The organism is Tropicimonas sediminicola (genome assembly GCF_900188335.1).
Classification (GTDB): domain Bacteria; phylum Pseudomonadota; class Alphaproteobacteria; order Rhodobacterales; family Rhodobacteraceae; genus Tropicimonas; species Tropicimonas sediminicola.
Genome location: NZ_FZOY01000014.1, coordinates 1 through 24,089, shown reverse-complemented (window position 1 = coordinate 24,089; position 24,089 = coordinate 1). Strand labels below are relative to the sequence as shown.

Here is a 24,089-nt window from a genome sequence, read left to right as displayed (position 1 = left end):
TCATGGACGCCAAGGATATCCTCGGCCATCTCCGCCAGGGCGAGCCGCCCACGCCTGAGCAGGTGGCCTGGTTCGGCAAGGCAATCGGCGCGGACGCCGTGACCGATGCGCAGGTCGGCGCCTTTGCCATGGGCATCTGCCGCGCGCCGCTGTCGGTCAAGGCCCGCGTGGCGCTCACCGAGGCGATGCGCGACAGCGGCGAGGTGCTGAGCTGGGACATGCCCGGCCCGGTCCTCGACAAGCATTCCACCGGCGGCGTCGGCGACGCGGTGTCGCTGCCGCTCGCGCCCGCGCTGGCAGCCTGCGGCGCCTATGTGCCGATGATCTCCGGGCGCGGGCTGGGCCATACCGGCGGCACACTCGACAAGCTGGAGGCAATCCCCGGCTACACCGCCGAGGTCACCCAGGACCGCCTGCGCGAGATCGTGGGCGACATCGGCTGCGCCATCGTCGGCGCCTCGGCCGAAATCGCGCCCTCCGACAAGCGCCTCTACGCGGTCCGCGACGTGACCGGCACGGTCGAGAGCATCGACCTCATCACCGCCTCGATCCTGTCGAAGAAGCTCGCCGCCGGGCTCGAGGGGCTGGTGCTCGACGTCAAGGTCGGCTCCGGCGCCTTCATGCCCGACGCGGAGAGCGCCCGCGCGCTGGCGCAATCGCTGGTCGGCACCGCGACGGGGGCGGGCTGCCGCACGGCGGCGCTCATCACCGACATGAGCCAGCCGCTGATCGACAGCGCCGGCAACGGGCTCGAGGTGGCCGAATGCATGCGCCTGCTGACCGGCGAGGCCGTGACCGAGCCGCTCTGGCAGCTCACCGTGCAACTTGGCGGGTGCCTGCTGGCGCTCGGCGGGCTGGCCGACAACAGCGTGGACGGCGAAGCGAAGATCGAGGAGGCGCTGCGCTCCGGCCGCGCCGTGGAAAGCTTCGAGCGGATGATCGCGGCGCTCGGCGGGCCTTCGGATTTCGTCGGCGGATGGCGGCGCTACCTGGCGCAGGCGCCCGTGGTGCGCGACGTCTTCCCCGAGCACGCCGGCATCGTTCAGAGCGTCGACACCCGCGCGGTCGGAATGGCGGTGGTGCACCTCGGCGGCGGGCGGCTGCGGGAGGGCGACGTGCTCGACCCCTCGGTCGGCTTCGACCGGCTCGCCCGCATCGGCACCGAGGTCTCGCAGAGCTGGCCGCTGGCACAGGTCCATGCCGCGAGCGAGGCCGACGCCGATGCCGCCGAGGCGGCGATCCGGGCCGCCTACGAGATCGGCGACGCGGGCGTGGACACGCCCCCGCTGGTGCATGAAAGGATCGAGCCATGACCCGCGCCTTCCTTGTGGTTATGGATTCCGTCGGGTGCGGCGGCGCGCCCGATGCGGCGGAGTTCTTCAATGGCGCCACGCCCGACACCGGGGCCAACACCCTGCTCCACATCGCGCAGGCCTGCGCCGAGGGCCGGGCCGAGGAGGGCCGCAGCGGCCCGCTGAAGATGCCGGTGCTGGATGCGCTCGGGCTCGGCGAAGCGGTCCGCCTGGCTTCGGGCGAGCGCGCGCCGGGGCTGGACGCAGCCCCCACCGGCCGCTTCGGCGCCGCGACAGAGGTCTCGCCCGGCAAGGACACGCCCTCGGGCCATTGGGAACTCGCCGGCGTGCCGGTTCCGTGGGACTGGCACTATTTCCCCAACACCCACCCGGCCTTTCCGGAGGAGGTCACCCGCGCGGCCTGCGAGGCGGCGGGGACGGAGGGCATCCTCGGCAATTGCCATGCCTCAGGCACCCGGATCCTCGCCGATCTCGGGGCCGAGCACATGAGGACCGGCTGGCCGATCTGCTACACCTCCGCCGACAGCGTGTTCCAGATCGCCGCCCACGAGGAAACCTTTGGCGAGGCGCGGCTGCAGGACCTCTGCAAGACCCTCGCGCCGATGCTGCACCAGATGAAGGTCGGCCGCGTGATCTCCCGCCCCTTCGTCGGCTCCGCGGAGGAGGGCTTCACCCGCACCACCAACCGCCACGACTACGCAATCGCCCCGCCCGAGCCCACGCTGTGCGACTGGGTGCAGGGCGCGGGCCGGCGCGTTCAGGCGGTCGGCAAGATCGGCGATATCTTCTCGATGCAGGGCATCGACGAGGTCCGCAAGGGGCGCGATGCAGTGCTGATGGACCACCTCTTCGACTTCGTCGACGAGGCCCCGGACGGCAGCCTGACCTTCGCCAATTTCGTCGAGTTCGACAGCCTCTACGGCCACCGCCGCGATGTCTCGGGCTACGCCGCCGCGCTGGAATGGTTCGACGCGTGCATCGGGCGGCTGCTGCCGAAACTCCGCGAAGGCGACCTGCTGCTGCTCACCGCCGACCACGGCAACGACCCGACTTGGACAGGCACCGACCACACGCGGGAGCGCGTGCCGGTGCTCTGCGCGGGCGTCGGCGCGGGCTCCATCGGCCAGGTCGCCTTTGCCGATGTCGCGGCCAGCGTCGCGGCCCATCTCGGCGTGCCCTCCCGTGGCCCGGGACGGAGTTTCCTCTGATGCGCGATCTTCCCAAGGTAGAACTGCACCTTCACCTCGAAGGGGCGGCCCCACCGTCCTTCGTGCGCGGCCTCGCGGCCGAGAAGAAGGAGGACCTGAGCGGTATCTTCAGCGAGTCCGGCGCCTATGCCTACGACGGGTTCGTCGATTTCCTGCGCGTCTACGAGGCCGCGACCTCGGTGATCCGGACGCCGGAAGACTACGGGCGGCTGGTCACGACCGTGCTGGAGGAACTGGCCAGCCAGGGCGTGATCTATGCCGAAACCTTCGTGTCGCCCGACTTCTGCGGTGGCGGCGACCTTGCCGCCTGGCGCGAGTATCTCGCCGCGATGGAGGAAGCCTCGGCGCGGGCCGAGGCGCGCGACGGCATCATCCTGAAAGGCATTGTCACCCCGATCCGCCATTTCGGCCCCGAACGCGCCAAGGCCCCCGCGATCTGCGCCGCCGAGACGGCGGGGGAGTGGATCGTGGGGCTTGGCATGGGCGGCAACGAGGCCGTGGGCAAGCCGGGCGATTTCGCCTGGGCCTTCGACTGCGCCCGCGAAGCCGGCCTGCGGCTGACGTGTCATGCGGGCGAGTTCGGCGGTCCGGAGAGCGTGCGCGCCGCGATCGAGGATCTCGGCGTCGAGCGGATCGGCCATGGCGTGCGCGCCATCGAGGACCTCGCGCTGGTGGACGACCTTGCCGAGCGCGGCATCGTTCTCGAGGTCTGCCCGGGCTCCAACGTGGCGCTCGGCCTCTACCCCGACTGGCGCGCCCACCCGATCGAGAAGCTGCGGGAGCGTGAGGTAAAGGTCACGATTTCCACCGACGACCCGCCCTTCTTCCACACCACCATGACGCACGAATACGAGCGCCTCGCCGATGCCTTCGGATGGGACGTGGCGGATTTTGCCGCGCTCAACCGGGTTGCCGCCGAGGCCGCCTTCTGCGATGCCGGAACGCGTGACAAGATCCTCAAGAGACTGGAGGCAGCCGATGTATGACCACCTGACCGTCGTGGACCACCCGCTGGTGCAGCACAAGCTGACGTTGATGCGGGAGAAGGACGCCTCCACCGCCAAGTTCCGCCAGCTGCTGCGCGAGATCAGCCAGCTGCTCGCCTACGAGGTGACCTTCGACATGGAAATGGAAGAGGTCGAGATCGAGACGCCGCTCTGCAAGATGATGGCGCCCAAGCTATCGGGCAAGAAGATGGCGCTGATCTCGATCCTGCGGGCCGGCAACGGGCTGCTCGACGGAATCCTCGAGCTCATCCCCGGTGCGCGCGTGGGCTTTGTCGGGCTCTACCGCGACCCGGACACGCTGCAGCCGGTGCAGTACTACTTCAAGGTGCCCGAGGATCTCGCCGACCGCCTGATCATCGTGGTCGACCCGATGCTCGCGACCGGCAACTCCTCGGCCGCGGCGATCGACCTGCTGAAAAAGGCCGGCGCGACCAACATCCGCTTCCTCTGCCTCCTCGCCGCGCCCGAGGGTGTCGCCCGGATGAAGGAGGCGCATCCCGATGTGCCCATCGTCACCGCCTCGCTCGACAACCACCTGAACGATCACGGTTATATCGTCCCCGGTCTCGGCGACGCCGGCGACCGGATGTTCGGCACCAAATAGCACCTGCGAATCAGCGGCAAATCCGCAACAAAAAAGACTTTACTCAAATAGGGTCCTCCGGCATCCTCGCCCGCAACATCTTGTGGGGACAGTGATGAATTTCCGGGCTATTTCCATGGCCCTGCGGGCGACTGCCATCGCCGTGGGTACCTATCCGGTAGCAGTGCTGGGCGCGGTTGGCGCGCCGGCCGAAGCGCCGCCTGCCAGTTTCACCGGTCCTCAGTTCGTGGACAGCGACGGCTGCGTCTTCGTGCGCGCCACGCTGGACGGACAGGTGACCTGGGTGCCGCGCGTGACGCGGGAGCGGCAGCCGGTCTGCGGCATGGAGCCGACCTTCACCAAGGCGCCGTCCACGCCCGCGCCGGTTGCAGCCGCGCCCGCGCCGCAGCCCGCGAAACCCGCCCCCGCCAAGCCGACCACGACAGTCGCCGCAGCCCCCAAGCCCGTGGCCACGCCGAGCCCGGCGCCGGTTGCGGCACCCAAGGCGGAGCCGCAACTGATCCGCGTCGAATGCCCGGGCATGCAGCCGGTGACCTATCGTTACACCGCCAAGCCCAACGTCTCCCTGCGCTGCGCGAACGTGCCGGGGACACCCCGCGCCAAGGTCAGCTACGTCTATCTCGACCAGTCCGGCACGCGCCGGGTGCCCGTCGCCGCCGCGGCGCCGGCGAGCGCGGCCAAGCCGGTCTATGGCCTTCCGACCCCGCCGAGCGGCTACGAATACGCCTTCGAGAAAGGCCGCTACAATCCGAACCGCGGCCCGCGCACGGCCACCGGCGATGCCGAGATGAACCGGGTCTGGACCCGGAATGTGCCGCAGGACCTCGTGGACCCGGACAAGGGCCGGTACCTGACCCAGCCCGCCCCGCAGACGCAGATGCGCACCTCGTCCAAGTCGCCCGCGGCTATGGCCGGCCATCGCTACGTCCAGGTCGGCACCTTCGCCTCGCCCGACAACGTCCGCGCCGCCGCCCTGCGGCTGCAGAACTCCGGACTGCCCGTGAGCACCGCGCCCGTCACAAGCGGCGGGCGGCAGCTCCAGGTTGTCCTTGCCGGTCCGTTCGACACCGGCCAACAGGTGCAGGCAGCGGTCCTTACCGCCCGCCGCGCCGGGTTCGAGGACGCATTCCCGAGGCAATAGATCCCAGATAACAACCAAGAAGAAGAACAGAGAACCGAAGCAGGTCTCATCCAGGCTAACGCCCCGCCCTCCGACAAGAGGGCGGGGCGTCGCCGTTCAGGGTGGTGGGTATCGGCCTCGGGTCAGCTGCCGCAGATCCCCTGCAGGGCGACCCAGTCGCCATCGTCCAGCACGGTCCGCGCTCCGCCGCCGCGCATCGGATCGGCTTCGATCAGGTTCAGCGTGGTCTCGCCAGTGACGTCCAGCGCATAGGCATAGGGCGTCGATGGCAGCGCCGCCTGCTCGAACCGCGTGATCAGCAGGGCGTCCGGCACGCGCTCCGGCGTCGCCGCGGTCAGCGTCTCCGCGTAGTCCCTGAGAGCCGCGTCGGGCAGGTGGCCGGTGGTCAGCAGGCGAAAGATCGCCCCGGGCCCCGCCCCTCTCAACAGATCCGCCAGCGGGTCATGCAGCCCGCGCCGCACGTCCTCGGCCAGGATGAACCCCGCCACGACATCCGGCGTCTCGTGATCCTCGACCAGCCGGCTGTGCACCAGCATCGCGCCGCCGGGCAGCGAGATCGTGTCGGGGATGCCCCCGGGCACCACCAGCAGCCCGCCGCCGCCGGGGGCGAGCAGCCGCGAAGACAGCCGAGCCAGCGCCTGATCGCCCCGCGGCGAGCGGCATGGCGCCCCCGAAACCCGACCGATCGCGGTGAACAGCCGCGTGCCGATCTCGATCCGGGTGGGTTCGGGCACCACGCTCAGCGTATGGCGCAACAGCGCGCCCGGCAGCCAGAGAGCTCCTGCCGCCAGCATCCCCGCGCCCAGGCCAGCCAGCAGCAGCAGGCGCAGCCGCCCGCGCCGGGGCCTGGACTTCTGGATCGCGCCGCGCACCTGTTCGATGGCGTCGATCATCGTCTCGTCGTCGATTTCGAGCGTCTCGGTCCCCTCGGCGGAGGGCGTGTAGAGCGCCGGCATCTCGCCACGGTTGACCCGCACGACAGCCGCCAGCGACCAATGGCTGAGCGCCATACCCTTCTGATCGGCAATCACCAGCGATGCATCGCCGAAGGAGACGATGACATTCTGCCTCTGGACGTCAGGGTCTGGTCGCCAGACGCCCGGGCATTCCAGCCTGGCGTATTGCTTGAGCGCTGTCATTGAACTGCTCTGCCTGTGTTGCCGCGAGGATAGCCCACACGGCAGGCGGGAACAATCGGCCGTATGCCGTCCGGGATCCACCGGAAAAGACGGGCGAATCTGTGTCATCCGGGGTTGGTAGATTTACCTAGCCGGGCGATGGAGACCCTGCTCTATGGTTAGGTTAACGGACCATTTACAGCATCAATGGTAGCGTGCGCCCATTCAGTATCCGCAAAAGGGAAACAATGCCTCATTTTGGACGTGATCTGACCGAATTCACGTCGGGTCAATAAGGCTTTCTTAAGGTTAACCGCGGTCGGCCACTCCCGACCCGCAGGACAGGATGGATCGCATGTTGGATTGGCTTTACGGAAAATCCGGATACTCCTCCGCCCCCCGCAAATCCGCGGCGGCCATGTTGCCCGAGATGACGGGCGGCCTGACAGCCGGGACGCTGGTCGCAACAGCCGAGGGATGGCGCCTCGCCGAAACCATCTCGGCAGGCGACAAGCTGGTCACCTTCGATGACGGCGTCCGGACGGTCACCGGCGTCACCCGCCGGCAACACGCCCTGAAACCCTCGCCGATCCATTCCGTCGCGCCGCTTCTGTCGCTCCCCGAGGGCGCCGTGGGCAACCGTCGCGCCCTTCTGGTGCCGGAAGGCCAGGCCCTGGTTGTCGAAAGCGACCTGGCCGAGAGCGTCCTTGGCGACCCGTTCGCCCTGGTCGACGCCAGCCACATGATGCGGATGCAGGGTGCCCGCCGCGTGCTGCCGAAAGATCCGGTGGTGCTCGTCACCCTGAGTTTCGAAGAAGACCAGATGATCTATATCGAGGGCAACGCCGTCGCGCTCTGCCCTGCGGACCGCCATACGACGCCCGAAACGATCGAGGACGCGATCTGGGGAACGTCGCAACCGCGCTACAAGGTGCTGCCCAAGGAGACCGCGCAGATGGTCGTGGCAGGCGCTGGCATGGAAGCGGAGCTGGCCAAGCGCCAGTTCCGCGGATCCCCATCCCCGCACCACGCCTGAGGCACCGAACCCTACCCGGCAAGACAAACGAGCAGCCCAGCGACAGCCAACACCGCACTTGGGGAGCGGCGCGCCATATCGGCGCGCCGTTTTTCGTACTTGATATGCGCGGCCCTCAGGCCGCCCGCGCCGCATCTCCGAAACGGCCGTAGAAGGTCTGGCCCTTGCGGCCCATCTCTTCCAGCAGCGCCGGCGTCGCGAACCGCGCGCCATGCGTCTCGGCCAGCTCCGCCGTGCGTGCCGCAGCGTAGGGCGTTCCCAGCATGTCGAGCCAGGAGAACGGGCCGCCGGACCAGGGGGCGAAGCCCCAGCCAAGGATCGCGCCGACATCGCCTTCGCGGATGTCCTCCAGCACGCCCTCTTCCAGCGCCCGGACCGCTTCCAGCGTCTGGATGAACAGAAGCCGGTGCTGCACCTCGATCAGCTCGGGCTGCTCCTCGGCACGGGGATATTTCTCCTCGAGCCCTTTCCACAGCCCCTGCCGCTTGCCGGCCTCGTCATACTCGTAGAACCCCGCCTTGGCCTTGCGACCCAGCCGGCCCTCGTCGGCCATCCAGAACACCACCTCGTCCACCGCGCCGTCGGGATAAGCATCGCCCATCGCCGCCCGCGTCGCCTTGGCGATCTTGACGCCGAGGTCGATGGAGGTCTCGTCCACCAGCTGCAGCGGCCCCAGCGGCATGCCCACCAGCTTCGCGGCATGCTCGATCAGTGCCGGGTTCACCCCCTCGGCGACCATGCGGATGCCCTCGTTGATGTAGGGGATGATGCACCGGTTGGCGTAGAAGAACCGGGCGTCGTTGACCACGATCGGCGTCTTCTTGATCTGCCGCACGTAGTCGAGCGCCTTGGCAACAGCGCGATCCCCGGTTTCCTTGCCCTTGATGATCTCCACCAGCAGCATCCGCTCGACTGGCGAGAAGAAGTGGATGCCGATGTATTGCTCCGGCCGCTTGCTGGCCTTGGCCAGCTCGGTGATCGGCAGGGTCGAGGTATTGGTGGCAAAGATGCAGTCCTCGCCGACGACCGCTTCGACCTTGGCGGTGACCTCGGCCTTCACGCCCGGATCCTCGAACACGGCCTCGATGATCAGGTCGCAACCTGCGAGCGCGTTGTAATCCGTGGTCGCCGTGATCCGGTCGAGCAGCGCCTGCTTCTTCTCCGGCGTGGTCTTGCCGCGCTTGATGCCCTTGTCGGCATAGCTCTCGGTATAGGCCTTGCCGCGGTCGGCCGCGGCCTGGTCCTGATCGAGCAGCACCACGTCGATGCCGGCCTGCGCCGAGACCAGCGCGATGCCCGCACCCATCATGCCCGCGCCGAGCACGCCCACCTTGGAGACCTTCTGATCGGGCTGGTCGGGGCGGTTCGCCCCCTTCTCCAGCGCTTCCTTGTTGATGAACAGCGACCGGATCATCGCCGAGGACGACGGGTTCAGGAGCACGTTGGTAAACCAGCGGGCCTCGATCTTCAGCGCGGTATCGAAGGGCACCAGCGCCCCCTCGTAGACCGCCGACAGAAGCGCCTTGGCCGCCGGATAGACGCCCTGCGTCTTGCCGTTCACCATCGCGGAGGCCCCCACGAAGGTCATGAAGCCCGCCGGGTGATAGGGCGCGCCGCCGGGCATCTTGTAGCCCTTCTCGTCCCACGGCTTGACGATCTTCGGCTCCGACAGCACCCAGTCGCGGGCCTTGTCGAGCAGCTCCTCCGGAGCCACCACCTCGTCGACCACGCCGGCGGATTTCGCCTTCTTCGGGTCGTTCAGCTTGCCTTCCAGCAGCAGCGGCGAGGCGCCCATCGCGCCCAGCTTGCGCACCAGACGGGTCGTGCCGCCGGCGCCGGGGAAGATGCCGACCATGATCTCCGGCAGGCCGATCTTGGCCTTCGGGTTGTCGGCGGCAAAGATGCGGTGGCAGGAGAGCGGAATCTCCAGCCCGATGCCGAGCGCGGTGCCCGGAAGCGCCGCGGCGATCGGCTTGCCGCCCTTGTTGGTCTTGGGGTCCATGCCCGCGCGTTCGATCTTCCGCAGAATGGAGTGGATCTTCATGATCCCGTCAAAGATCGACGCCGCCGGATCGTCGCCCCCGGCTTCCTTCATACGGGCGATGACGTTGAGGTCCATCCCGCCGGCAAAGCTGCCCTCCTTGCCGGAGGTGATGACGGCGCCCTTGATGGCCTCGTCGGCCAGCACCTGGTCGATCAGCGCGTCGAGGTCGATGAACCCCTGCTCGCTCATCACGTTCATGGACTTGCCCTGGGTGTCCCAGGTGATGATCGCGACGCCGTCGGCGCCGACATTCATGGAAAAATCGCTCATATCGCGTGTTCCTTGATCCTGTATCGCTTCGGCTGCGCGGGGTCAGACCCGCTCGATGATCGTCGCGGCGCCCATGCCGGAGGCGACGCAGAGGGTGGCGAGGCCCACCTCCTTGTCGCTGCGCTCCAGCTCGTCGAGCAGCGTGCCGATGATGATCGCGCCGGTGGCCCCCAGCGGGTGCCCCATGGCGATGGCGCCGCCGTTGACGTTGACGACCTCGGGCGAGACGTCGAAGGCCTGCTGGAAGCGCAGCACCACCGAGGAGAACGCCTCGTTGACCTCGAACAGGTCGATGTCGCCGATCTTCATGCCGCTGTCGGCCAGGATCTTCTCGGTCGCCGGCACCGGGCCGGTGAGCATGATCGTCGGGTCGGTGCCGATCTTGGCCGTGGCGCGGATCCGCGCACGCGGCTTCAGGTCGTGCTTCTTGCCGAACTTCTTGGAGCCGATCAGGATCGCCGCCGAGCCGTCCACGATCCCCGAGGAATTGCCGGCGTGGTGGATGTGGCGGATCTCCTCCAGGTGCGGATATTTCATTAGCGCCACCTTGTCGAAGCCGGGCATCACCTTGCCCATCTGCTCGAAGGAAGCGTTAAGCGCGCCAAGCGCCTGCATGTCGGTGCCGGGGCGCATGTATTCGTCGTGATCGAGAATGGTCAGCCCGTTCTGGTCCCGCACCGGCACGATGGATTTCGCGAAACGCCCATCGTCCCAGGCCGCCTTGGCGCGGCGCTGGCTCTCGACCGCCAGCGCGTCCGCGTCATCGCGGGTAAAGCCGTACTCGGTCGCGATGATGTCGGCCGAAATGCCCTGCGGCACGAAATAGGTCTCCATGGCGATGGAGGGGTCGACGGCGATCGCCGCCCCGTCCGATCCCATCGCCACGCGGCCCATCATCTCGACCCCGCCGGCGATATAGGCTTCGCCCGCGCCGCCGCGTACCTGGTTGGCGGCAAGGTTCACCGCCTCGATGCCGCTGGCGCAGAACCGGTTGATCGAGAGGCCGGGGATGCGCTCGTCAAGGTCGGAGGCCAGCACGGCCGTCCGCGCCAGGCAGCCGCCCTGCTCCATCACCTGGGTCGCGTTGCCCCAGATCACGTCTTCCACCGCATGGCCCTTGAGACCGTTGCGCTCCTTGATCGCGTTGAGCATCTGCGCCGAAAGCCGCGCCGCCGTCACCTCGTGAAGCGACCCGTCCTTCCGGCCCTTGCCGCGCGGGCTGCGCACGGCGTCGTAGATGTAGGCTTCGGTCATGTCTGATCCTTCCTCTCAGGCCCGGTCCGCAGGGGAGCCGGGCATCAGGTCGTAGGGGTGTTTCCAGCCGGGCAGGCCCGCGATGCGGTCCAGCCAGGCGTCGATGTTGGGATAGGCCGTCCGGTCGAAACCGAAGGGCTCGGGATAGAAGAGGTAGCCGCAATTGGCGATGTCGGCGATCGTGGGCCCATTGCCCACCAGCCAGTCCCGCCCCTCGAGGCAACCGTCCAGAACCTTCATCGCGGAGCCGTGCCGCGCGACGAGGTAGGCGTTGACGTCGTCGTTGCGCTTGTCCTCGGGCAGGAAGTTCATGTTGAACCGGACCGGCCCGCCGACACCGGAATTCTTGTGGTTGTCGAACAGCACCCAGCGCAGGATCTCCCGGCGCTCCGCCTCGTCGCGCCAGCCGAGCTTGCCCGACCTGCCGACCACGTAATCCTGGATCACGCCCGACTGCGTCAGCGTCAGATCGCCGTCCACCATCACCGGCACCTCCCCCATGGGATTGAGCGCCCGGTACTCCGGCGTCCGCGTCTCGCCGTGAAAGAAGTCCACGTAGACGGGCTCCCACTCGAGCCCGGACAGCTCCAGCGTCAGCGCCGCCTTGTAGGCGTTGCCGGATTCACCAAAGCAGTAGAGTCTGATCGTCATGCACGTTTCTCCTGGCCGCGCCGTCGGATTTGGGTATTTGGACCAAGAAGAAGAACGGGAAACGCGCCGTTAACCGCGTTCGGCCTAGGCTGACCGGGCGGTACAGGCTGGGGAGCCGATGACCGCCCAAGGAGACGCCCTGCCCCGCAGGCCCCGCGTGCGGCCCGGATCCGTGAACCGGCCGGGGGCAGGGTGCAATCCTTGATCTTCTTGGCGAAAATACCCTCGCCGAAGGCGTTCCTCCCTATCCGATGTTCCTTGGTCAGCGTTTTCTGTCCGGCAGCTCCGCCTTGAACAGACGCAGCCGGTGCGGCAGCGCCTCGTCATCGGTGACGCTGCCGAAATGCTCGAAGAGGAAGCACAGCGCCTCGTCCTGCGAAAGCCCCGCCTCCTCGGAGAAGCGCCGGAGGGTGCGGTAGGCATCCTCGCTCATGGCGACATTCAGGCGGCGGGTGAAGTGCAGGCGTTTGGGCATGTGCGTCCTTTCCGGTTCAGAAGGCCTCGGCGGCCAGGTCCATCACCGGCGCGGCGCCACTCTCGATGCGCGCGAGGTGCATCTTGGTGGCCGGTAGCTGGCGGGCCATGTAGTAGCGGCCGGTGGCCAGCTTGGTCTCGTAAAAGGACGCATCGCCCTCGCCCGAGGCGAGCGCCTCGGTCGCGGCCTTCGCCATCTGAGCCCACATCAGGCCAAGGCAGACATGGCCGAAGAGGTGCATGAAGTCATAGGACCCGGCGAGCGCGGCGTTCGGGTTCTTCATGCCGTTCTGCATGAAGAACATCCCCGCGGCCTGAAGATCCTTGCTGGCCGACTTCAGCGGCTCCAGGAAATCCTTCTTCAGCGCCTCGTCGCCCTCGTTCTCCTTGATGAACCCCTTCACCAGCTCGAAGAAGCCCATCACGTGCTTGCCGCCGTCCGCGGCGAGCTTGCGGCCCACGAGGTCGAGCGCCTGGACGCCGTTGGCGCCTTCGTAGATCTGGGTGATGCGGGCGTCGCGGACGAACTGCGACATGCCCCATTCCTCGATGTAGCCGTGGCCGCCATAGACCTGCTGGGCCTGCACGGTCATGTCCAGCCCCTTGTCGGTCAGGAAGCCCTTGAGCACCGGGGTCAGCAGCGAGATCAGCCCCTCGGCCTCGGCATCGCCGGAGCGGTGGGACTTGTCGAGCAGGTAGGCCCCCCAGAGCATGAAGGCGCGCGCGCCCTCGATGAAGCTCTTCTGATCAAGCAGGTTGCGGCGGATATCGGGGTGCACGATCAGCGGATCGGCCGGCCCGTCGGGGTTCTCCGCGCCGGTGACGGCACGACCCTGCAGCCGGTCCTTGGCGTAGATCACCGCGTTCTGGTAGGCGGCCTCGGCCTGGGCCATGCCCTGCATCGCCACCCCGAGACGGGCCTCGTTCATCATGGTGAACATCGCCCGCATCCCCTTGTGCTCCTGCCCCAGCAGGTAGCCCTCGGCCTCGTCGTAGTTCATGACGCAGGTCGAGTTGCCGTGGATGCCCATCTTCTCTTCGAGCTTGCCGACGGACACGCCATTGCGGGCGCCGATGTTGCCTTCGTCATCGACGAGGAACTTCGGCACGATGAAGAGCGAGACGCCCTTGATGCCGTCCGGCCCGCCGGGGATCTTGGCCAGCACGAGGTGGACGACGTTCTCCGACATGTCGTGGTCGCCGGCGGAGATGAAGATCTTCTGGCCCGAGATCCGGTAGGACCCGTCCTCCTGCAGCACTGCCTTGGTGCGCATCAGGCCGAGATCCGTGCCGCAATGCGGCTCGGTCAGGTTCATGGTGCCGGTCCAGTCGCAGGAGACCATCTTCGGCAGCCACTTGGCCTTCTGCGCATCCGAGCCGTGGGCATGGATCGCCGAATAGGCGCCATGGGTCAGGCCCTGGTACATGGTGAAGGCCTGGTTCGCGCCGGAGAACAGCTCCCCGACAGCGGTTCCGAGGAGGACGGGCATGCCTTGCCCGCCATACTCGGGGTCGCAGTCCAGCGCGGTCCAGCCGCCCTGTTTCATCTGCTCGAAGGCGTCCTTGAACCCCGAGGGGGTGCGGACAACACCGTTCTCGAGCACACAGCCCTCCGCGTCGCCCACGGCATTCAGCGGTGCGAGCACGTTTCCGGCAATCTTTCCGGCCTCTTCGAGCACGGCGGCGGTGAAGTCCGCCTCAAGCTCGTCGTAGCCGGGAATGTCCTGCGCGGATGCCTTCAGCAGCGCGTGCAGGACAAATTGAATGTCGTTCACAGGGGCCGTGTAGCTCGGCATTTCTCGGTGTCCTCCCTCGGGGTATCACAGTGATTACTCCGCCGCCTCCTTGGAGGTCAGCGACTCGAGCATCTGCTTGCCCCAGTCCAGCTGGGATTTGAGCTCGTCGATCGCCTCGTCAAGCTCGCTGCGCTGACGCTCCATGTCGGCCAGGCGTGCGGTGGCCAGCTCGTAGGTCTTGGAGAGCTGGGTGACCTGCTGGTCGCCAATGTCGTAGAGGTCGAGAAGCTGCCGGATTTCCTCCAGGCTGAAGCCGAAGCGCTTGCCGCGCAGGATCAGCTTGAGCCGGGCGCGGTCGCGGCGGGTGAACAGCCGCTTGGTGCCCTGGCGGATGGGGAACAGCAGTTCCTTCGCCTCGTAGAAACGCAACGTGCGCGGCGTTACATCGTAAGCGTCGCACATTTCCCGGATTGTCATCAGGTCTTCGGTCATCGTCATCTTTCTCCGCCGTCCGCGGATTTCCAATATGACCCCGGTTTGCGTTCGGGGTCTTCCTACATCAAGGCTTGACGTGCGCGTAAGCCAAACGCTGCGTCACACCTCATCTCTCAAGAATTGGCTGGCTGGCGAACCGGTCCCGAACGGGATGGCCGTCGTGCTTGCCGAATGGGTTTCGGGGCCCGATCTCACGCCGGACTGCTGCAGTCCGATCATGTCTTTACGCCGGCCGTCTGGTCCCGAAGCTGTTGAAGGTCGGCGATGGTTTCGGCCAGCTCCGCCTGCTGTCGGCGCAGGTCGGCAAGCTGCCGGTCGGCGAGTTCGACCCAGGCATCGAGCTGCGGGCCGGTTCCGTGTTCCTCGTAGATGAGCAGCCACTGGCGGATCTCCTCAAGGCTGAACCCGAACCTCCGCCCACGCAGAATCAGCGTCATCCGGGCCACCTCGCGCGGGTGATACCACCGCGTGCGGCCGTCCTTTTCCGGTTGCAGAAGCTCGATGTACTCATAGTACCGCAACGTCCGGGGCGTCACCTCGAACTTCGCGCACATTTCCTTGAAACTGAGCCTAGATCCAGGCACCCCGAACCACTCCCTGCTGCCTCTTTACCCAAGGGTAAGCCTCCCGTGAGCAATGTTCAATGGGGGAAGAACAGGATTCCCGCCCTTGCGCGAGGCCTCGCTGAACTTGATAAGCGCAGGAGGAATCGCAATGCGGAGCGAGCCGATGGACAGCACCATAAGCAGCCGGACCTTCATCGAGGCCCTGCCCTTCTCGAAGGCCCTCGGGATGAAGCTGGAGGCGATCGGCGAGGGGCATGCGATCATCTCCATGCCCTATGACGAACGGCTGATCGGCGATCCGCGGACCGGGGTGATCCACGGCGGGGCGGTCTCGGCCCTGATGGACACCACGAGCGGCGCGTCGGTGATGTCCGCCAAGGGCGGCTCCGGCGTGACCGCGACGCTCGACCTGCGGATCGACTACATGCGCCCCGCCCGGCCCGGCCAGCGGATCACCTGCGAGGCTTTCTGCTACCACACCACCCGCACCGTGGCCTTCGTGCGCGCCACCGCGATGGACGAGGAGGACGGCTCGCAGGTGGCCTCCTCGGTCGGCGCCTTCACCTTCCAGCGGAAGGAGGCAAGGTCATGAGCGGCGCGAACCGCCCGGAACCGGTCCAGGTGGTCAAGGAACGGCGCGACCGGGCGCTGCATGCGCTGGTCGCCGGCGTGCCCTACATCTCGTTTCTCGGGATCGAGTTCGACCGCAAGGGCGACGAGCTCACCGCGATCCTGCCCTATCGCGATGCCCATATCGGCAACCCGGTGCTGCCGGCGCTGCACGGCGGGGCGACGGCGTCCTTCCTGGAGGTCACGGCCATCGTCGGCCTCGGCTGGTCGATCCTGTGGGAAGAGATCGAGACCGGCGCCGTCGACCTCGCCGAGATCGGGCCCGACTGGATGCCGCGCCTGCCAAAGACCATCGACATGACCGTCGACTACCTGCGCACCGGCCTGCCGCGCGACGCCTATGCCCGCGCCCGCGTCAACCGCTCCGGCCGCCGCTACGCCAGCGTCCACGTGGAGGCCTGGCAGGACAACCGCGCGCGCCTCTTCGCGCAGGCCACCGGCCACTTCCTGATGCCCACCCGTGACTGACGCGGCGCTCGGAACGGGACCGGTCTCTCACCGGCGCATCCTCGCGGTGGCGCTGCCCATCGTGCTTTCCAACGCGACCGTGCCGATCCTCGGCATTGTCGACACCGGCGTCGTGGGTCAGCTCGGCGAAGCCGCCCCGATCGGCGCGGTCGGCATCGGCGCGATCATCCTGACCACGATCTACTGGATCTTCGGCTTCCTGCGGATGGGCACAACCGGGCTGGTGGGCCAGGCGCATGGCGCCGGCAATTCGGCCGAGGTCGCGGCGCTCCTCACCCGTGCGATCCTGATCGCCTGGACGGCGGGGCTTGTCCTGATCCTGCTGCAGAAGCCGATCTTTGCCGGCGCCTTCATGATCTCGCCCGCCTCGGAGGAGGTCGAGACGCTGGCCCGGCAATACATGTCGATCCGCGTCTGGTCCTCGCCTGCCGCCATCGCCGTCTTCGGCTTCACCGGCTGGCTGATCGCGCAGGAGCGCACGCGCTCCGTTCTGGCGATCCAGCTCGCCATGAACGGCCTCAACATCGGGCTCGATTTCCTCTTCGTTCTCGGCTTCGACTGGGGCGTCCAGGGCGTGGCCTATGCGACCTTCATCGCCGAATGGTCGGGCATGGCGCTGGCCATCTGGCTGTGCCGCGACGCCTTCGCGATCCCCTCCTGGCGCGATCCGGGCCGGGTCTTCGACCGCGAACGGCTGGTCCACATGGCCTCGGTCAACACCGACATCCTGATCCGCTCGCTGCTGCTGCAGATCGTCTTCGTCTCGTTCCTGTTCTACGGCGCCGATCTGGGCGACGTGGAGCTGGCCGCCAACCAGGTGCTTTTGCAGTTCCTCGAGGTCACCGCCTACGCGATGGACGGCTTCGCCTTCGCCGCCGAGGCGCTGGTCGCGCAGGCGCTCGGGGCGCACCGTCGCGACCTGCTGCGCCGGAGCGCGATCGCGACAAGCCAGTGGGGCATCGGCTGCTGCGTGGTGCTCTCGCTTGCCTTCGCGCTCTTCGGCGGCGCGATCATCGACACCATGACCACCGCCGAGGACGTGCGCGCGGCCGCACGGCTCTACCTGCCCTGGATGGCGCTCGCGCCGCTGCTCGGCGGGCCGGCCTGGATGCTCGACGGCATCTTCATCGGCGCCACCCGCTCGCGGGACATGCGCAACATGATGATCGTCTCGGTGGCGATCTACGGCGCCGCGCTGGCCGTCCTGATGCCGGCCTTCGGCAACCACGGGCTCTGGATGGCGCTGCTGATCTCCTTCGTCGCACGTGGCGCGACGCTCGGCACCCGCTACGGCGCGCTGGAGCGGACCGCGGTCGTCGGCTGACCGCGGCCCGCCCGGCGATCAGGCCTTGAGCGGCGTGGCGCCGGTCTCGAGCCGGGTGATCTTGCCGTCCTTCAGGCTGTAGGCCGCCAGAACGGCCTCGCGCGACCCGTCGGGATAATCGTTGATCGAGTGGACGACCATGATGTCGTCGTTCTCGTAGACGCAGCGCTCCTCCCCGAAATTGCCGCCGTTCTGCATCATGTTGTCCAGCAGATCGGTGATCTCGGCCTTGTTCATCGTCGTGCCGCTCTGGTGCCGCACGAAAACGCAATCTTCCGCCATCAGATCGGTATAGGCCTTCACGTCGCGAGCGCGTCTCGCGGCAGCCATCTTCTCGAATACGGCCATGGTGGTCCTCCCCTTGCCAGTCAGATCCGACTTCTTGTTGGAGACTCGTTACGGACGGGCGCGCCCGTCGACGTGGCAACGGGGAGAAGTATAGCACAGGTGAGGTATCGGACCGATATGCGCCCTGCGGGGCTCAGGCGCCCACCGCCTCGGCGACGGTGGCAAAGCCGTCACGCTTCAGCAGCGCCTCCAGATCGCGCAGGATCGTCTCCACCAGCCCGATCCCGCCATAGACCAGCGCGGTGTAGAGCTGCACCGCCGTCGCCCCGGCGCGGATCTTGGCATAGGCCTGCGCGCCCGAGCCGACGCCGCCGACGCCGATCAGCGGGATCGCCCCGCCGGTCTCCGCATGGAGCCGGCCCAGCACGGCGGTGGATTTCTCGAACAGCGGCGCGCCCGAAAGCCCGCCCGTCTCGGCGGCATGGGCCCCGCGCAGCCTCTCGCGGGAGAGCGTGGTGTTGGTGGCGACGATGCCGTCGATGCCGACCTGCCCGGCAACGGTCGCGATGTCGGCGATCTCGGCCTCGGTCAGGTCCGGCGCGATCTTGAGGAAGATCGGGATCGGCCGCGCCAGCCCGTCACGCACCCCGAGCACGCCGCGCAACAGCGCCTCGAGCGCCGCCTTGCCCTGCAGGTCCCGCAGATTCTCGGTGTTGGGCGAGGAGACGTTGACGGTCGCGAAATCGAGCATCGGCCCGCAGGTCTCCAGCACCGTGGCGAAATCGGCCGCCCGGTCGGCGCTGTCCTTGTTGGCCCCGAGGTTCAGCCCGATCACCGTGCCCTGCGGCCGCTTCTCCAGCCGCGCGGCCATCGCCGCCATGCCCTCGTTGTTGAAGCCGAACCGGTTGATGACGGCATGGTCCTCCGGCAGGCGGAAGAGCCGCGGCTTCGGGTTGCCCGGCTGCGGCCGCGGCGTCGTCGCCCCGACTTCGAGGAAACCGAACCCCGCCCGTGAGAGCGGACCGAGCGCGACAGCGTTCTTGTCCATCCCCGCCGCGAGCCCCACCGGGTTCGGCAGGTCGAGCCCGGCCAGTTGCACCCGCAGCCGCGGCGAGGTGATCTGCCCCGGCAGGCGCACCAGCCCCGCGTTCAGCGCACGCAGCGACAGCCCGTGGCCGGTTTCGGGATCGAACATCCGGATCAGGCGCAGGCCCGCCTCGTCGTACCAGCTCACACCACGCCCTCGGGAAAGATATGTCCGCTGGCGCCCAGCGGCAGGGACTTGTCCCAGACCACGTCGCCGCTCTTCAGCGCCCGGTAGAGATGCGGGAACAGCGCCCCGCCGCGCGACGGCTCCCAGCGGAGTTCCGCGCCGAGCCGGTCGGTGTCGACCGCCACCAGCACGAGATCGCTCTCGGTCGAGAAATGCTTCGCCGCGGTCTCCGCGACCTGGCTCGCGGTGGACAGGTGGATGAAGCCATCGGCGAGGTCGACGGGCGCGCCCAGGGTCTGCCCTTCCTTGCGAAAGGATTCCCACTCGGCACGGCGGAAGATCTTGAATACCAGCATGCGAGACCTCTGCCCGCTGCGGGCCGCGCGGTCAAGCATCGGCGGCCCGGGCAGGGCACCTTTCCCTATCGTCACGCACACGCTTGGGATTTGACCCGCCGGTCAAGGCCGTCCAATCTGTGCAAAACTTCAACCGGGAGATTCTTGATGCCCACGCGTTTTCTGACCACGGTTGCCGCGACCGCGCTGCTCGCCAGCCCGGCCGCCGCCGACTACACGCTGCACATTCTTCACATCAACGACCTGCACAGCCGCCTCGAGTCGATCAACAAGTACGACTCGACCTGCTCGGCCGAGGACGAGACGGAAGGCGCGTGCTTCGGCGGTGTCGCGCGGCTCAAGACCCTGATCGACAGCAAGCGCGCCGAACTTGACGGCCAGAACGTCGTGACCCTCGACGCGGGCGACCAGTTCCAGGGCTCGCTGATGTACACCACCTACAAGGGCGCGGCCGAGGCCGAGTTCATGGAAGCCATCGGTTTCGACGCCATGGCCGTGGGCAACCACGAGTTCGACGACGGTCCCGCGGCGCTCTCCGCCTTCGCCGACAAGGTGAGCTTCCCGATCATCTCGGGCAACCTCGACCTCACCAAGGAAGACCTGCTGAAGGACAAGATCGGCAACGCCGTCGTGCTCGAAGTGGGCGGCGAAAAGATCGGCCTCGTTTCCGCGCTGGCCACCGACACAGCCGAAACCGCCTCGCCCGGCCCCAACGTCGGCTTCGAGGACGAGATCGCGGCGCTCACCGCCGATGTCGCTGCGCTGGAAGCCGAGGGCGTCAACAAGATCATCGCGCTGACCCACGTCGGCCTGCCCAAGGACATCGAGATCGCCCGCGCCGTGCCCGGGATCGACCTGATCGTCGGCGGGCACTCGCACACCTATCTCTCGGCCACCGACCCCAGTCGCGCCGGCGCCTACCCGACCTGGGTCAGCCAGGAAGACGGCACGCTGGTTCCGGTCGTGCAGGCCTATGCCTATTCGAAATACCTCGGCCATCTCGAGGCGACTTTCGACGACGACGGCAAGCTGGTCTACGCCGCCGGCGACACCATCCTGATCGACAATTCCGTCGAGAAGAACGCCGAGATCGAAGCCCGTGTGAAGGAACTCGCCGGCCCGATCGAGGAGATCAAGCAGAAGGTCGTCGCCGAAAGCTCCGACATCATCGACGGCAGCCGCGAGAACTGCCGCGCCATGGAATGCCAGATGGGCAACCTCGTGGCCGACGCCATGCTGGACCGCGTCCGCGACCAGGGCGTGCAGATCGCGATCCAGAACGGCGGCGGCCTTCGTGCCTCGATCGACGGCGGCGAGGTGACGATGGGCGAGGTGCTGACCGTGCTTCCGTTCCAGAACACCATCGCGACCTTCGAACTCACCGGCGCTGACGTGATCGCCGCGCTCGAGAACGGCCTCAGCCAGGTCGAGGAAGGCGCCGGCCGCTTCCCGCAGGTCTCCGGCATGAAATACACCTGGGACAAGGAATCCGAGCCCGGCAGCCGTGTGCTCGAGGTGCAGGTCATGGAAGGCGACGCCTGGGCGCCGCTCGACCCCGAGAAGGTCTATGGAGTCGTGTCCAACAACTACATGCGCTCCGGCGGCGACGGTTACCGGATCTTCGCCGACAACGGCATGAACGCCTATGACTTCGGCCCCGGCCTCGAAGTCGTGGTGGCCGACTACCTTGCCGAGAAGGGCCCCTACGAGCCCTATCTCGACGGGCGGATCACCGAGGTCGACTGACCCGATCCATCGATTGACAATCCGGTCCGGCGGGGGCATCCGCGCCCCTGCCGGACCGGCCCCTTCCGGTCCGGCTCCCCACACCTGATTCCAGCTGCCAGAGTGCCAAGACCATGCCTTCCAAAGTCCTTTGCCTGACAGCCGCCCTGTCCCTCGCCGCCACCGGCGCCCGGGCAGACGAAGTCCACGTCTACAACTGGTCCGACTACATCGACAGCGAGTTGCTGCAGAAGTTCCAGGACGAGACCGGCATCAAGGTCGTCTACGACGTCTTCGATTCCAACGAGATCCTCGAAACGAAGCTGCTCGCCGGCGGTTCCGGCTACGACGTTGTCGTCCCGTCCGACAGCTTCCTGCGCCGTCAGATCCTGGCCGGCGCGTTCCAGGAACTCGACCCCGCCAAGCTGCCCAATGCCGGCAACCAGTGGGACCTTATCACTGACCGCACCGCCGATTTCGACCCCGGGAATGCCTATTCGGTCAACTATCTCTGGGGCACGACCGGCGTCGGCATCAACGTCGCCAAGGTGACCGAGGCCCTCGGCACCGACGCGCCGGTCGAAAGCCTCGCGCTCGTCTTCGACCCGGCCAATATGGAAAAGCTCAGCGCCTGCGGCGTCTACTTCCTCGACGCGCCGGTCGAGATGATCCCCGCCGCGATGAACTACGCCGGCCTCGACCCGAATTCCAAGGACAAGGCCGCCTTCGACGCCGCCGAAGAGGTGCTTGCGGCGGTGCGCCCCTACGTGCGCAAGTTCCACTCCTCCGAGTACATCACCGCCCTCGCCAACGGCGAGATCTGCGTGGCCGTCGGCTGGTCCGGCGACATCCTGCAGGCGCGCGACCGGGCCGACGAGGCCGACAACGGCGTCGAGATCGCCTATCACGCGTTCCGCGAAGGCTCGGCCATGTGGTTCGACCAGATGGCGATCCCGGCCGACGCGCCGAACTCCGACGCCGCCCATGCCTTCGTGAACTTCATGCTCGACCCGGAGAACATCGCGGCCGTCTCCAACTACGTCTATTACGCGAACGGCAACCTGCCGGCACAGGAGTTCCTCGAGGCAGAGGTGATCGGCGACCCGGCGATCTACCCCGACAGCGAGACACTCGAGTCGCTCTGGGTCTTCAACGGCTGGGATCCCAAGACGCTGCGCCTCGGCACACGGCTCTGGACAAAGATCAAGTCCGGCATCTGATCGGCCCCCTGCCCTTCGGGGCCGGGATCGCCTAGACTGGTTTCATGTGCGGACGCCTCGTGAACACCATGCCCGTGGACGCAATGGCACGGCTCTTCGATGCCGTGCCGTCCAACGACCTGCCGGACGAGTCGCGCTACAACATCTGCCCGACCAACCAGCTCGCCGTTGCGGTCTCCGACAGCGGCCAGCGCCGGCTCCGCGCCATGCGTTGGGGCTTCCTGCCCCATTGGTACAAGAGCCCGACCGACGGCCCCCTGCTCATCAACGCCCGTGCCGAAACGATCGCCGAGAAACCCGCCTTCCGCACCGCCGTGCGCGAGTGCCGCTGCCTGGTGCCGGCTGACGGTTTCTATGAATGGACCAAAGGCCCCGAGGGCGAGCGCCTTCCCTGGTACATCCACCCCGCCGGCACCGCGCCGATGGTGATGGCGGGGATCTGGCAGGACTGGGAGCGGGAGGGCGATCGGCTGACCACGCTCGCCATCGTGACCTGCGAGGCGGGCAACGGGATGGAAAGCCTGCACCACCGGATGCCGGTGATCCTGGATCCGGCGGACTGGCCGATGTGGCTCGGCGAGGCCGGCAAGGGCGCGGCGCGGTTGATGCGCCCGGCGCCCGAAGGCAGCCTCGCCTGGCACCGCGTCGATCCGGTTGTCAATTCCAACCGCGCGCGGGGAGCGGAGCTGATCGCCCCGCTCCCCGCCTGACGCGACGGCTCAGACGCCTTCCGAGGATTGCGCCCAGATGTTGATGTCCTCTTCCGAGGACAGGCGGTCGATCTCGGCCAGTTCCTCCTCGGTGAACTCGAGGTTCTCCACCACCTTCGCGCAATCCACCACCTGCTCGGGCCTGCTGGCCCCGATCAGTGCCGTGGTGATCCCGCCACCGCGTAGCACCCAGGCAATCGCCATCTGGGCCAGGGTCTGCCCCCGGCTTTCCGCCAGCGCGTTGAGGTTGCGGATGCTCTGCAGCGCGCTTTCGGTCAGGAACCCGTCCCGGAACGAGCCACCCTTGGTCGCCCGGCTGCCCTCGGGCACGCCCTTGAGATACTTGTTGGTCAACATCCCCTGCGCCAGCGGCGAGAAAGCGATGGAGCCGACGCCGAGTTCGGACAGCGTCTCCCGCAGCCCGTCACGCTCGACCCAGCGGTTGAGCATCGAATAGCTCGGCTGGTGAATGAGGCAGGGCACGCCGAGATCCTTCAGGATCGCCACCGCTTCCCGCGTCCGCGCCGAATTGTAGGATGAAACCCCGACATAGAGCGCCTTGCCCGCACGCACGATGTCGGCCAGCGCCCCCATGGTCTCCTCCAGCGGCGTGTTGGGGTCGAAGCGGTGAGAATAAAAGATGTCGACATAGTCGATCCCCATCCGCTTCAGGCTCTGGTCGCAGCTCGCGATCAGGTATTTCCGGCTGCCCATCTCCCCATAGGGCCCGTCCCACATCCGGTAACCGGCCTTGGACGAGATGATCATCTCGTCCCGGTGGTCGCGGAAATCGGTCCGCAGCAGCTCGCCGAAGGCTTCCTCGGCCGAACCGGGAGGCGGGCCGTAGTTGTTCGCCAGGTCGAAATGGGTGATCCCGTGGTCGAAGGCCGTGCGGCAGATATCGCGCTTGGTCTGGTGCGGAGTGTCGTGTCCGAAATTGTGCCAGAGCCCGAGCGAGATCGCGGGCAGCAACAGTCCGGACTGGCCACAACGGCGGTATTTCATACGCTCGTAACGGTCGGCGGCGGCGACATAGGTCATGACTCTCTCTCCCGGGATTGCTGGCGCGGAAATTCGCACCCTGTCACGCGGCACCCTCGCGAAAACATCGGAGGATTTCAAGTTGGTCCTGAAATGCGATCACTACCCGTGAGACGGGAACAGCCCTGGTTGGGTTTTGTCCAACTGGGGCTGTTTTATGTTTGGGATATCGTATTGAGAGTTTTTGGATTTTTTCT

24 protein-coding genes are annotated in these 24,089 nt (G+C 67.2%); 12 read left to right on the top strand and 12 right to left on the bottom strand.

Annotated elements, in window-relative coordinates; all coding sequences use genetic code 11:
- Positions 1–2: 2 nt before the first annotated feature.
- The 5 genes from CHB86_RS22830 to CHB86_RS22810 all read left to right on the top strand — a co-directional run bounded on the left by CHB86_RS22830 (position 3) and on the right by CHB86_RS22810 (position 5,273).
- On the top strand, positions 3–1,313 hold the full coding sequence (locus CHB86_RS22830; RefSeq protein ID WP_089235433.1) for a thymidine phosphorylase: 1,311 nt from the start codon (positions 3–5) through the stop codon (positions 1,311–1,313).
- Positions 1,310–2,521, top strand: a complete 1,212-nt coding sequence (locus CHB86_RS22825; protein ID WP_089235432.1) for a phosphopentomutase — start codon at positions 1,310–1,312, stop codon at positions 2,519–2,521. The genes CHB86_RS22830 and CHB86_RS22825 overlap by 4 nt, the downstream gene beginning before the upstream one ends.
- The gene (locus CHB86_RS22820) at positions 2,521–3,507 is read left to right on the top strand and encodes an adenosine deaminase (RefSeq protein WP_089235431.1); all 987 of its coding nucleotides are present in this window, start codon (positions 2,521–2,523) and stop codon (positions 3,505–3,507) included. The genes CHB86_RS22825 and CHB86_RS22820 overlap by 1 nt, the downstream gene beginning before the upstream one ends.
- Positions 3,500–4,132, top strand: coding sequence for a uracil phosphoribosyltransferase (gene upp, locus CHB86_RS22815; RefSeq protein ID WP_089235430.1), 633 nt, complete (start codon positions 3,500–3,502; stop codon positions 4,130–4,132). Before CHB86_RS22820 ends, upp begins: the two co-directional genes overlap by 8 nt.
- 94 nt (positions 4,133–4,226) lie before the next feature.
- Complete coding sequence (locus tag CHB86_RS22810) at positions 4,227–5,273, top strand: SPOR domain-containing protein (RefSeq protein WP_141134970.1); 1,047 nt, start codon at positions 4,227–4,229, stop codon at positions 5,271–5,273.
- A 122-nt stretch (positions 5,274–5,395) separates the two neighbouring features.
- Here the strand turns inward: CHB86_RS22810 and CHB86_RS22805 are convergent, their stop codons facing one another.
- Positions 5,396–6,412 (bottom strand): hypothetical protein, encoded by a 1,017-nt coding sequence (locus CHB86_RS22805; RefSeq protein ID WP_089235428.1) that lies wholly within the window; start codon positions 6,410–6,412, stop codon positions 5,396–5,398.
- 334 nt (positions 6,413–6,746) lie between these two features.
- Here CHB86_RS22805 and CHB86_RS22800 point away from each other — a divergent pair, with 334 nt between their 5' ends.
- Positions 6,747–7,427, top strand: coding sequence for a Hint domain-containing protein (locus CHB86_RS22800; protein ID WP_176442993.1), 681 nt, complete (start codon positions 6,747–6,749; stop codon positions 7,425–7,427).
- A 115-nt stretch (positions 7,428–7,542) separates the two neighbouring features.
- Here the strand turns inward: CHB86_RS22800 and CHB86_RS22795 are convergent, their stop codons facing one another.
- The 7 genes from CHB86_RS22795 to CHB86_RS22765 form a co-directional block, all read right to left on the bottom strand.
- On the bottom strand, positions 7,543–9,741 hold the full coding sequence (locus CHB86_RS22795) for a 3-hydroxyacyl-CoA dehydrogenase NAD-binding domain-containing protein (protein WP_089235426.1): 2,199 nt from the start codon (positions 9,739–9,741) through the stop codon (positions 7,543–7,545).
- Between the two features lie 42 nt (positions 9,742–9,783).
- Positions 9,784–10,995: an acetyl-CoA C-acetyltransferase gene (locus CHB86_RS22790; RefSeq protein ID WP_089235425.1), complete on the bottom strand. Its 1,212-nt coding sequence runs from the start codon at positions 10,993–10,995 to the stop codon at positions 9,784–9,786.
- A gap of 15 nt (positions 10,996–11,010) precedes the next feature.
- Positions 11,011–11,646, bottom strand: a complete 636-nt coding sequence (locus tag CHB86_RS22785; RefSeq protein ID WP_089235424.1) for a glutathione S-transferase family protein — start codon at positions 11,644–11,646, stop codon at positions 11,011–11,013.
- Between the two features lie 262 nt (positions 11,647–11,908).
- Positions 11,909–12,121 carry a hypothetical protein gene (locus CHB86_RS22780; protein ID WP_089235423.1) on the bottom strand — a complete coding sequence of 71 codons (213 nt, stop codon included), beginning with the start codon at positions 12,119–12,121 and terminating at the stop codon, positions 11,909–11,911.
- 16 nt (positions 12,122–12,137) lie between these two features.
- Positions 12,138–13,916: an acyl-CoA dehydrogenase C-terminal domain-containing protein gene (locus CHB86_RS22775; protein WP_089235422.1), complete on the bottom strand. Its 1,779-nt coding sequence runs from the start codon at positions 13,914–13,916 to the stop codon at positions 12,138–12,140.
- A 33-nt stretch (positions 13,917–13,949) separates the two neighbouring features.
- The gene (locus tag CHB86_RS22770) at positions 13,950–14,348 is read right to left on the bottom strand and encodes a MerR family transcriptional regulator (RefSeq protein WP_089235460.1); all 399 of its coding nucleotides are present in this window, start codon (positions 14,346–14,348) and stop codon (positions 13,950–13,952) included.
- 218 nt (positions 14,349–14,566) lie between these two features.
- A complete protein-coding gene (locus CHB86_RS22765; protein ID WP_386076064.1) occupies positions 14,567–14,905 on the bottom strand; it encodes a MerR family transcriptional regulator in 339 nt (112 codons plus the stop codon).
- 175 nt (positions 14,906–15,080) lie between these two features.
- Between CHB86_RS22765 and CHB86_RS22760 the strand changes: the two genes are divergently transcribed.
- The 3 genes from CHB86_RS22760 to CHB86_RS22750 are packed head-to-tail and all read left to right on the top strand — an operon-like array spanning position 15,081 to position 17,339.
- Positions 15,081–15,509 carry a PaaI family thioesterase gene (locus CHB86_RS22760; protein ID WP_089235459.1) on the top strand — a complete coding sequence of 143 codons (429 nt, stop codon included), beginning with the start codon at positions 15,081–15,083 and terminating at the stop codon, positions 15,507–15,509.
- On the top strand, positions 15,506–16,015 hold the full coding sequence (locus CHB86_RS22755) for a PaaI family thioesterase (protein WP_089235420.1): 510 nt from the start codon (positions 15,506–15,508) through the stop codon (positions 16,013–16,015). Before CHB86_RS22760 ends, CHB86_RS22755 begins: the two co-directional genes overlap by 4 nt.
- Entirely contained in the window at positions 16,008–17,339 is a 1,332-nt protein-coding gene (locus CHB86_RS22750) for an MATE family efflux transporter (protein WP_089235419.1), read from the top strand. The genes CHB86_RS22755 and CHB86_RS22750 overlap by 8 nt, the downstream gene beginning before the upstream one ends.
- Positions 17,340–17,357: 18 nt before the next feature.
- Here the strand turns inward: CHB86_RS22750 and CHB86_RS22745 are convergent, their stop codons facing one another.
- The 3 genes from CHB86_RS22745 to CHB86_RS22735 all read right to left on the bottom strand — a co-directional run bounded on the left by CHB86_RS22745 (position 17,358) and on the right by CHB86_RS22735 (position 19,196).
- Positions 17,358–17,687: a nuclear transport factor 2 family protein gene (locus tag CHB86_RS22745; RefSeq protein ID WP_089235418.1), complete on the bottom strand. Its 330-nt coding sequence runs from the start codon at positions 17,685–17,687 to the stop codon at positions 17,358–17,360.
- A gap of 133 nt (positions 17,688–17,820) precedes the next feature.
- Complete coding sequence (locus tag CHB86_RS22740; protein WP_089235417.1) at positions 17,821–18,861, bottom strand: quinone-dependent dihydroorotate dehydrogenase; 1,041 nt, start codon at positions 18,859–18,861, stop codon at positions 17,821–17,823.
- The gene (locus tag CHB86_RS22735) at positions 18,858–19,196 is read right to left on the bottom strand and encodes a DUF952 domain-containing protein (protein WP_089235416.1); all 339 of its coding nucleotides are present in this window, start codon (positions 19,194–19,196) and stop codon (positions 18,858–18,860) included. The genes CHB86_RS22740 and CHB86_RS22735 overlap by 4 nt, the downstream gene beginning before the upstream one ends.
- Positions 19,197–19,343: 147 nt before the next feature.
- On the opposite strand from CHB86_RS22735, the gene CHB86_RS22730 reads away from it, so the two are divergent.
- The 3 genes from CHB86_RS22730 to CHB86_RS22720 all read left to right on the top strand — a co-directional run bounded on the left by CHB86_RS22730 (position 19,344) and on the right by CHB86_RS22720 (position 22,851).
- On the top strand, positions 19,344–20,942 hold the full coding sequence (locus CHB86_RS22730) for a bifunctional metallophosphatase/5'-nucleotidase (protein ID WP_089235415.1): 1,599 nt from the start codon (positions 19,344–19,346) through the stop codon (positions 20,940–20,942).
- 113 nt (positions 20,943–21,055) lie between these two features.
- The gene (locus CHB86_RS22725) at positions 21,056–22,141 is read left to right on the top strand and encodes a polyamine ABC transporter substrate-binding protein (RefSeq protein WP_089235414.1); all 1,086 of its coding nucleotides are present in this window, start codon (positions 21,056–21,058) and stop codon (positions 22,139–22,141) included.
- A gap of 44 nt (positions 22,142–22,185) precedes the next feature.
- On the top strand, positions 22,186–22,851 hold the full coding sequence (locus CHB86_RS22720) for an SOS response-associated peptidase (protein ID WP_089235413.1): 666 nt from the start codon (positions 22,186–22,188) through the stop codon (positions 22,849–22,851).
- A gap of 9 nt (positions 22,852–22,860) precedes the next feature.
- Here CHB86_RS22720 and mgrA read toward each other — a convergent pair whose 3' ends face one another.
- Positions 22,861–23,892, bottom strand: coding sequence for an L-glyceraldehyde 3-phosphate reductase (gene mgrA, locus CHB86_RS22715; protein WP_089235412.1), 1,032 nt, complete (start codon positions 23,890–23,892; stop codon positions 22,861–22,863).
- Between the last annotated feature and the right edge of the window lie 197 nt (positions 23,893–24,089).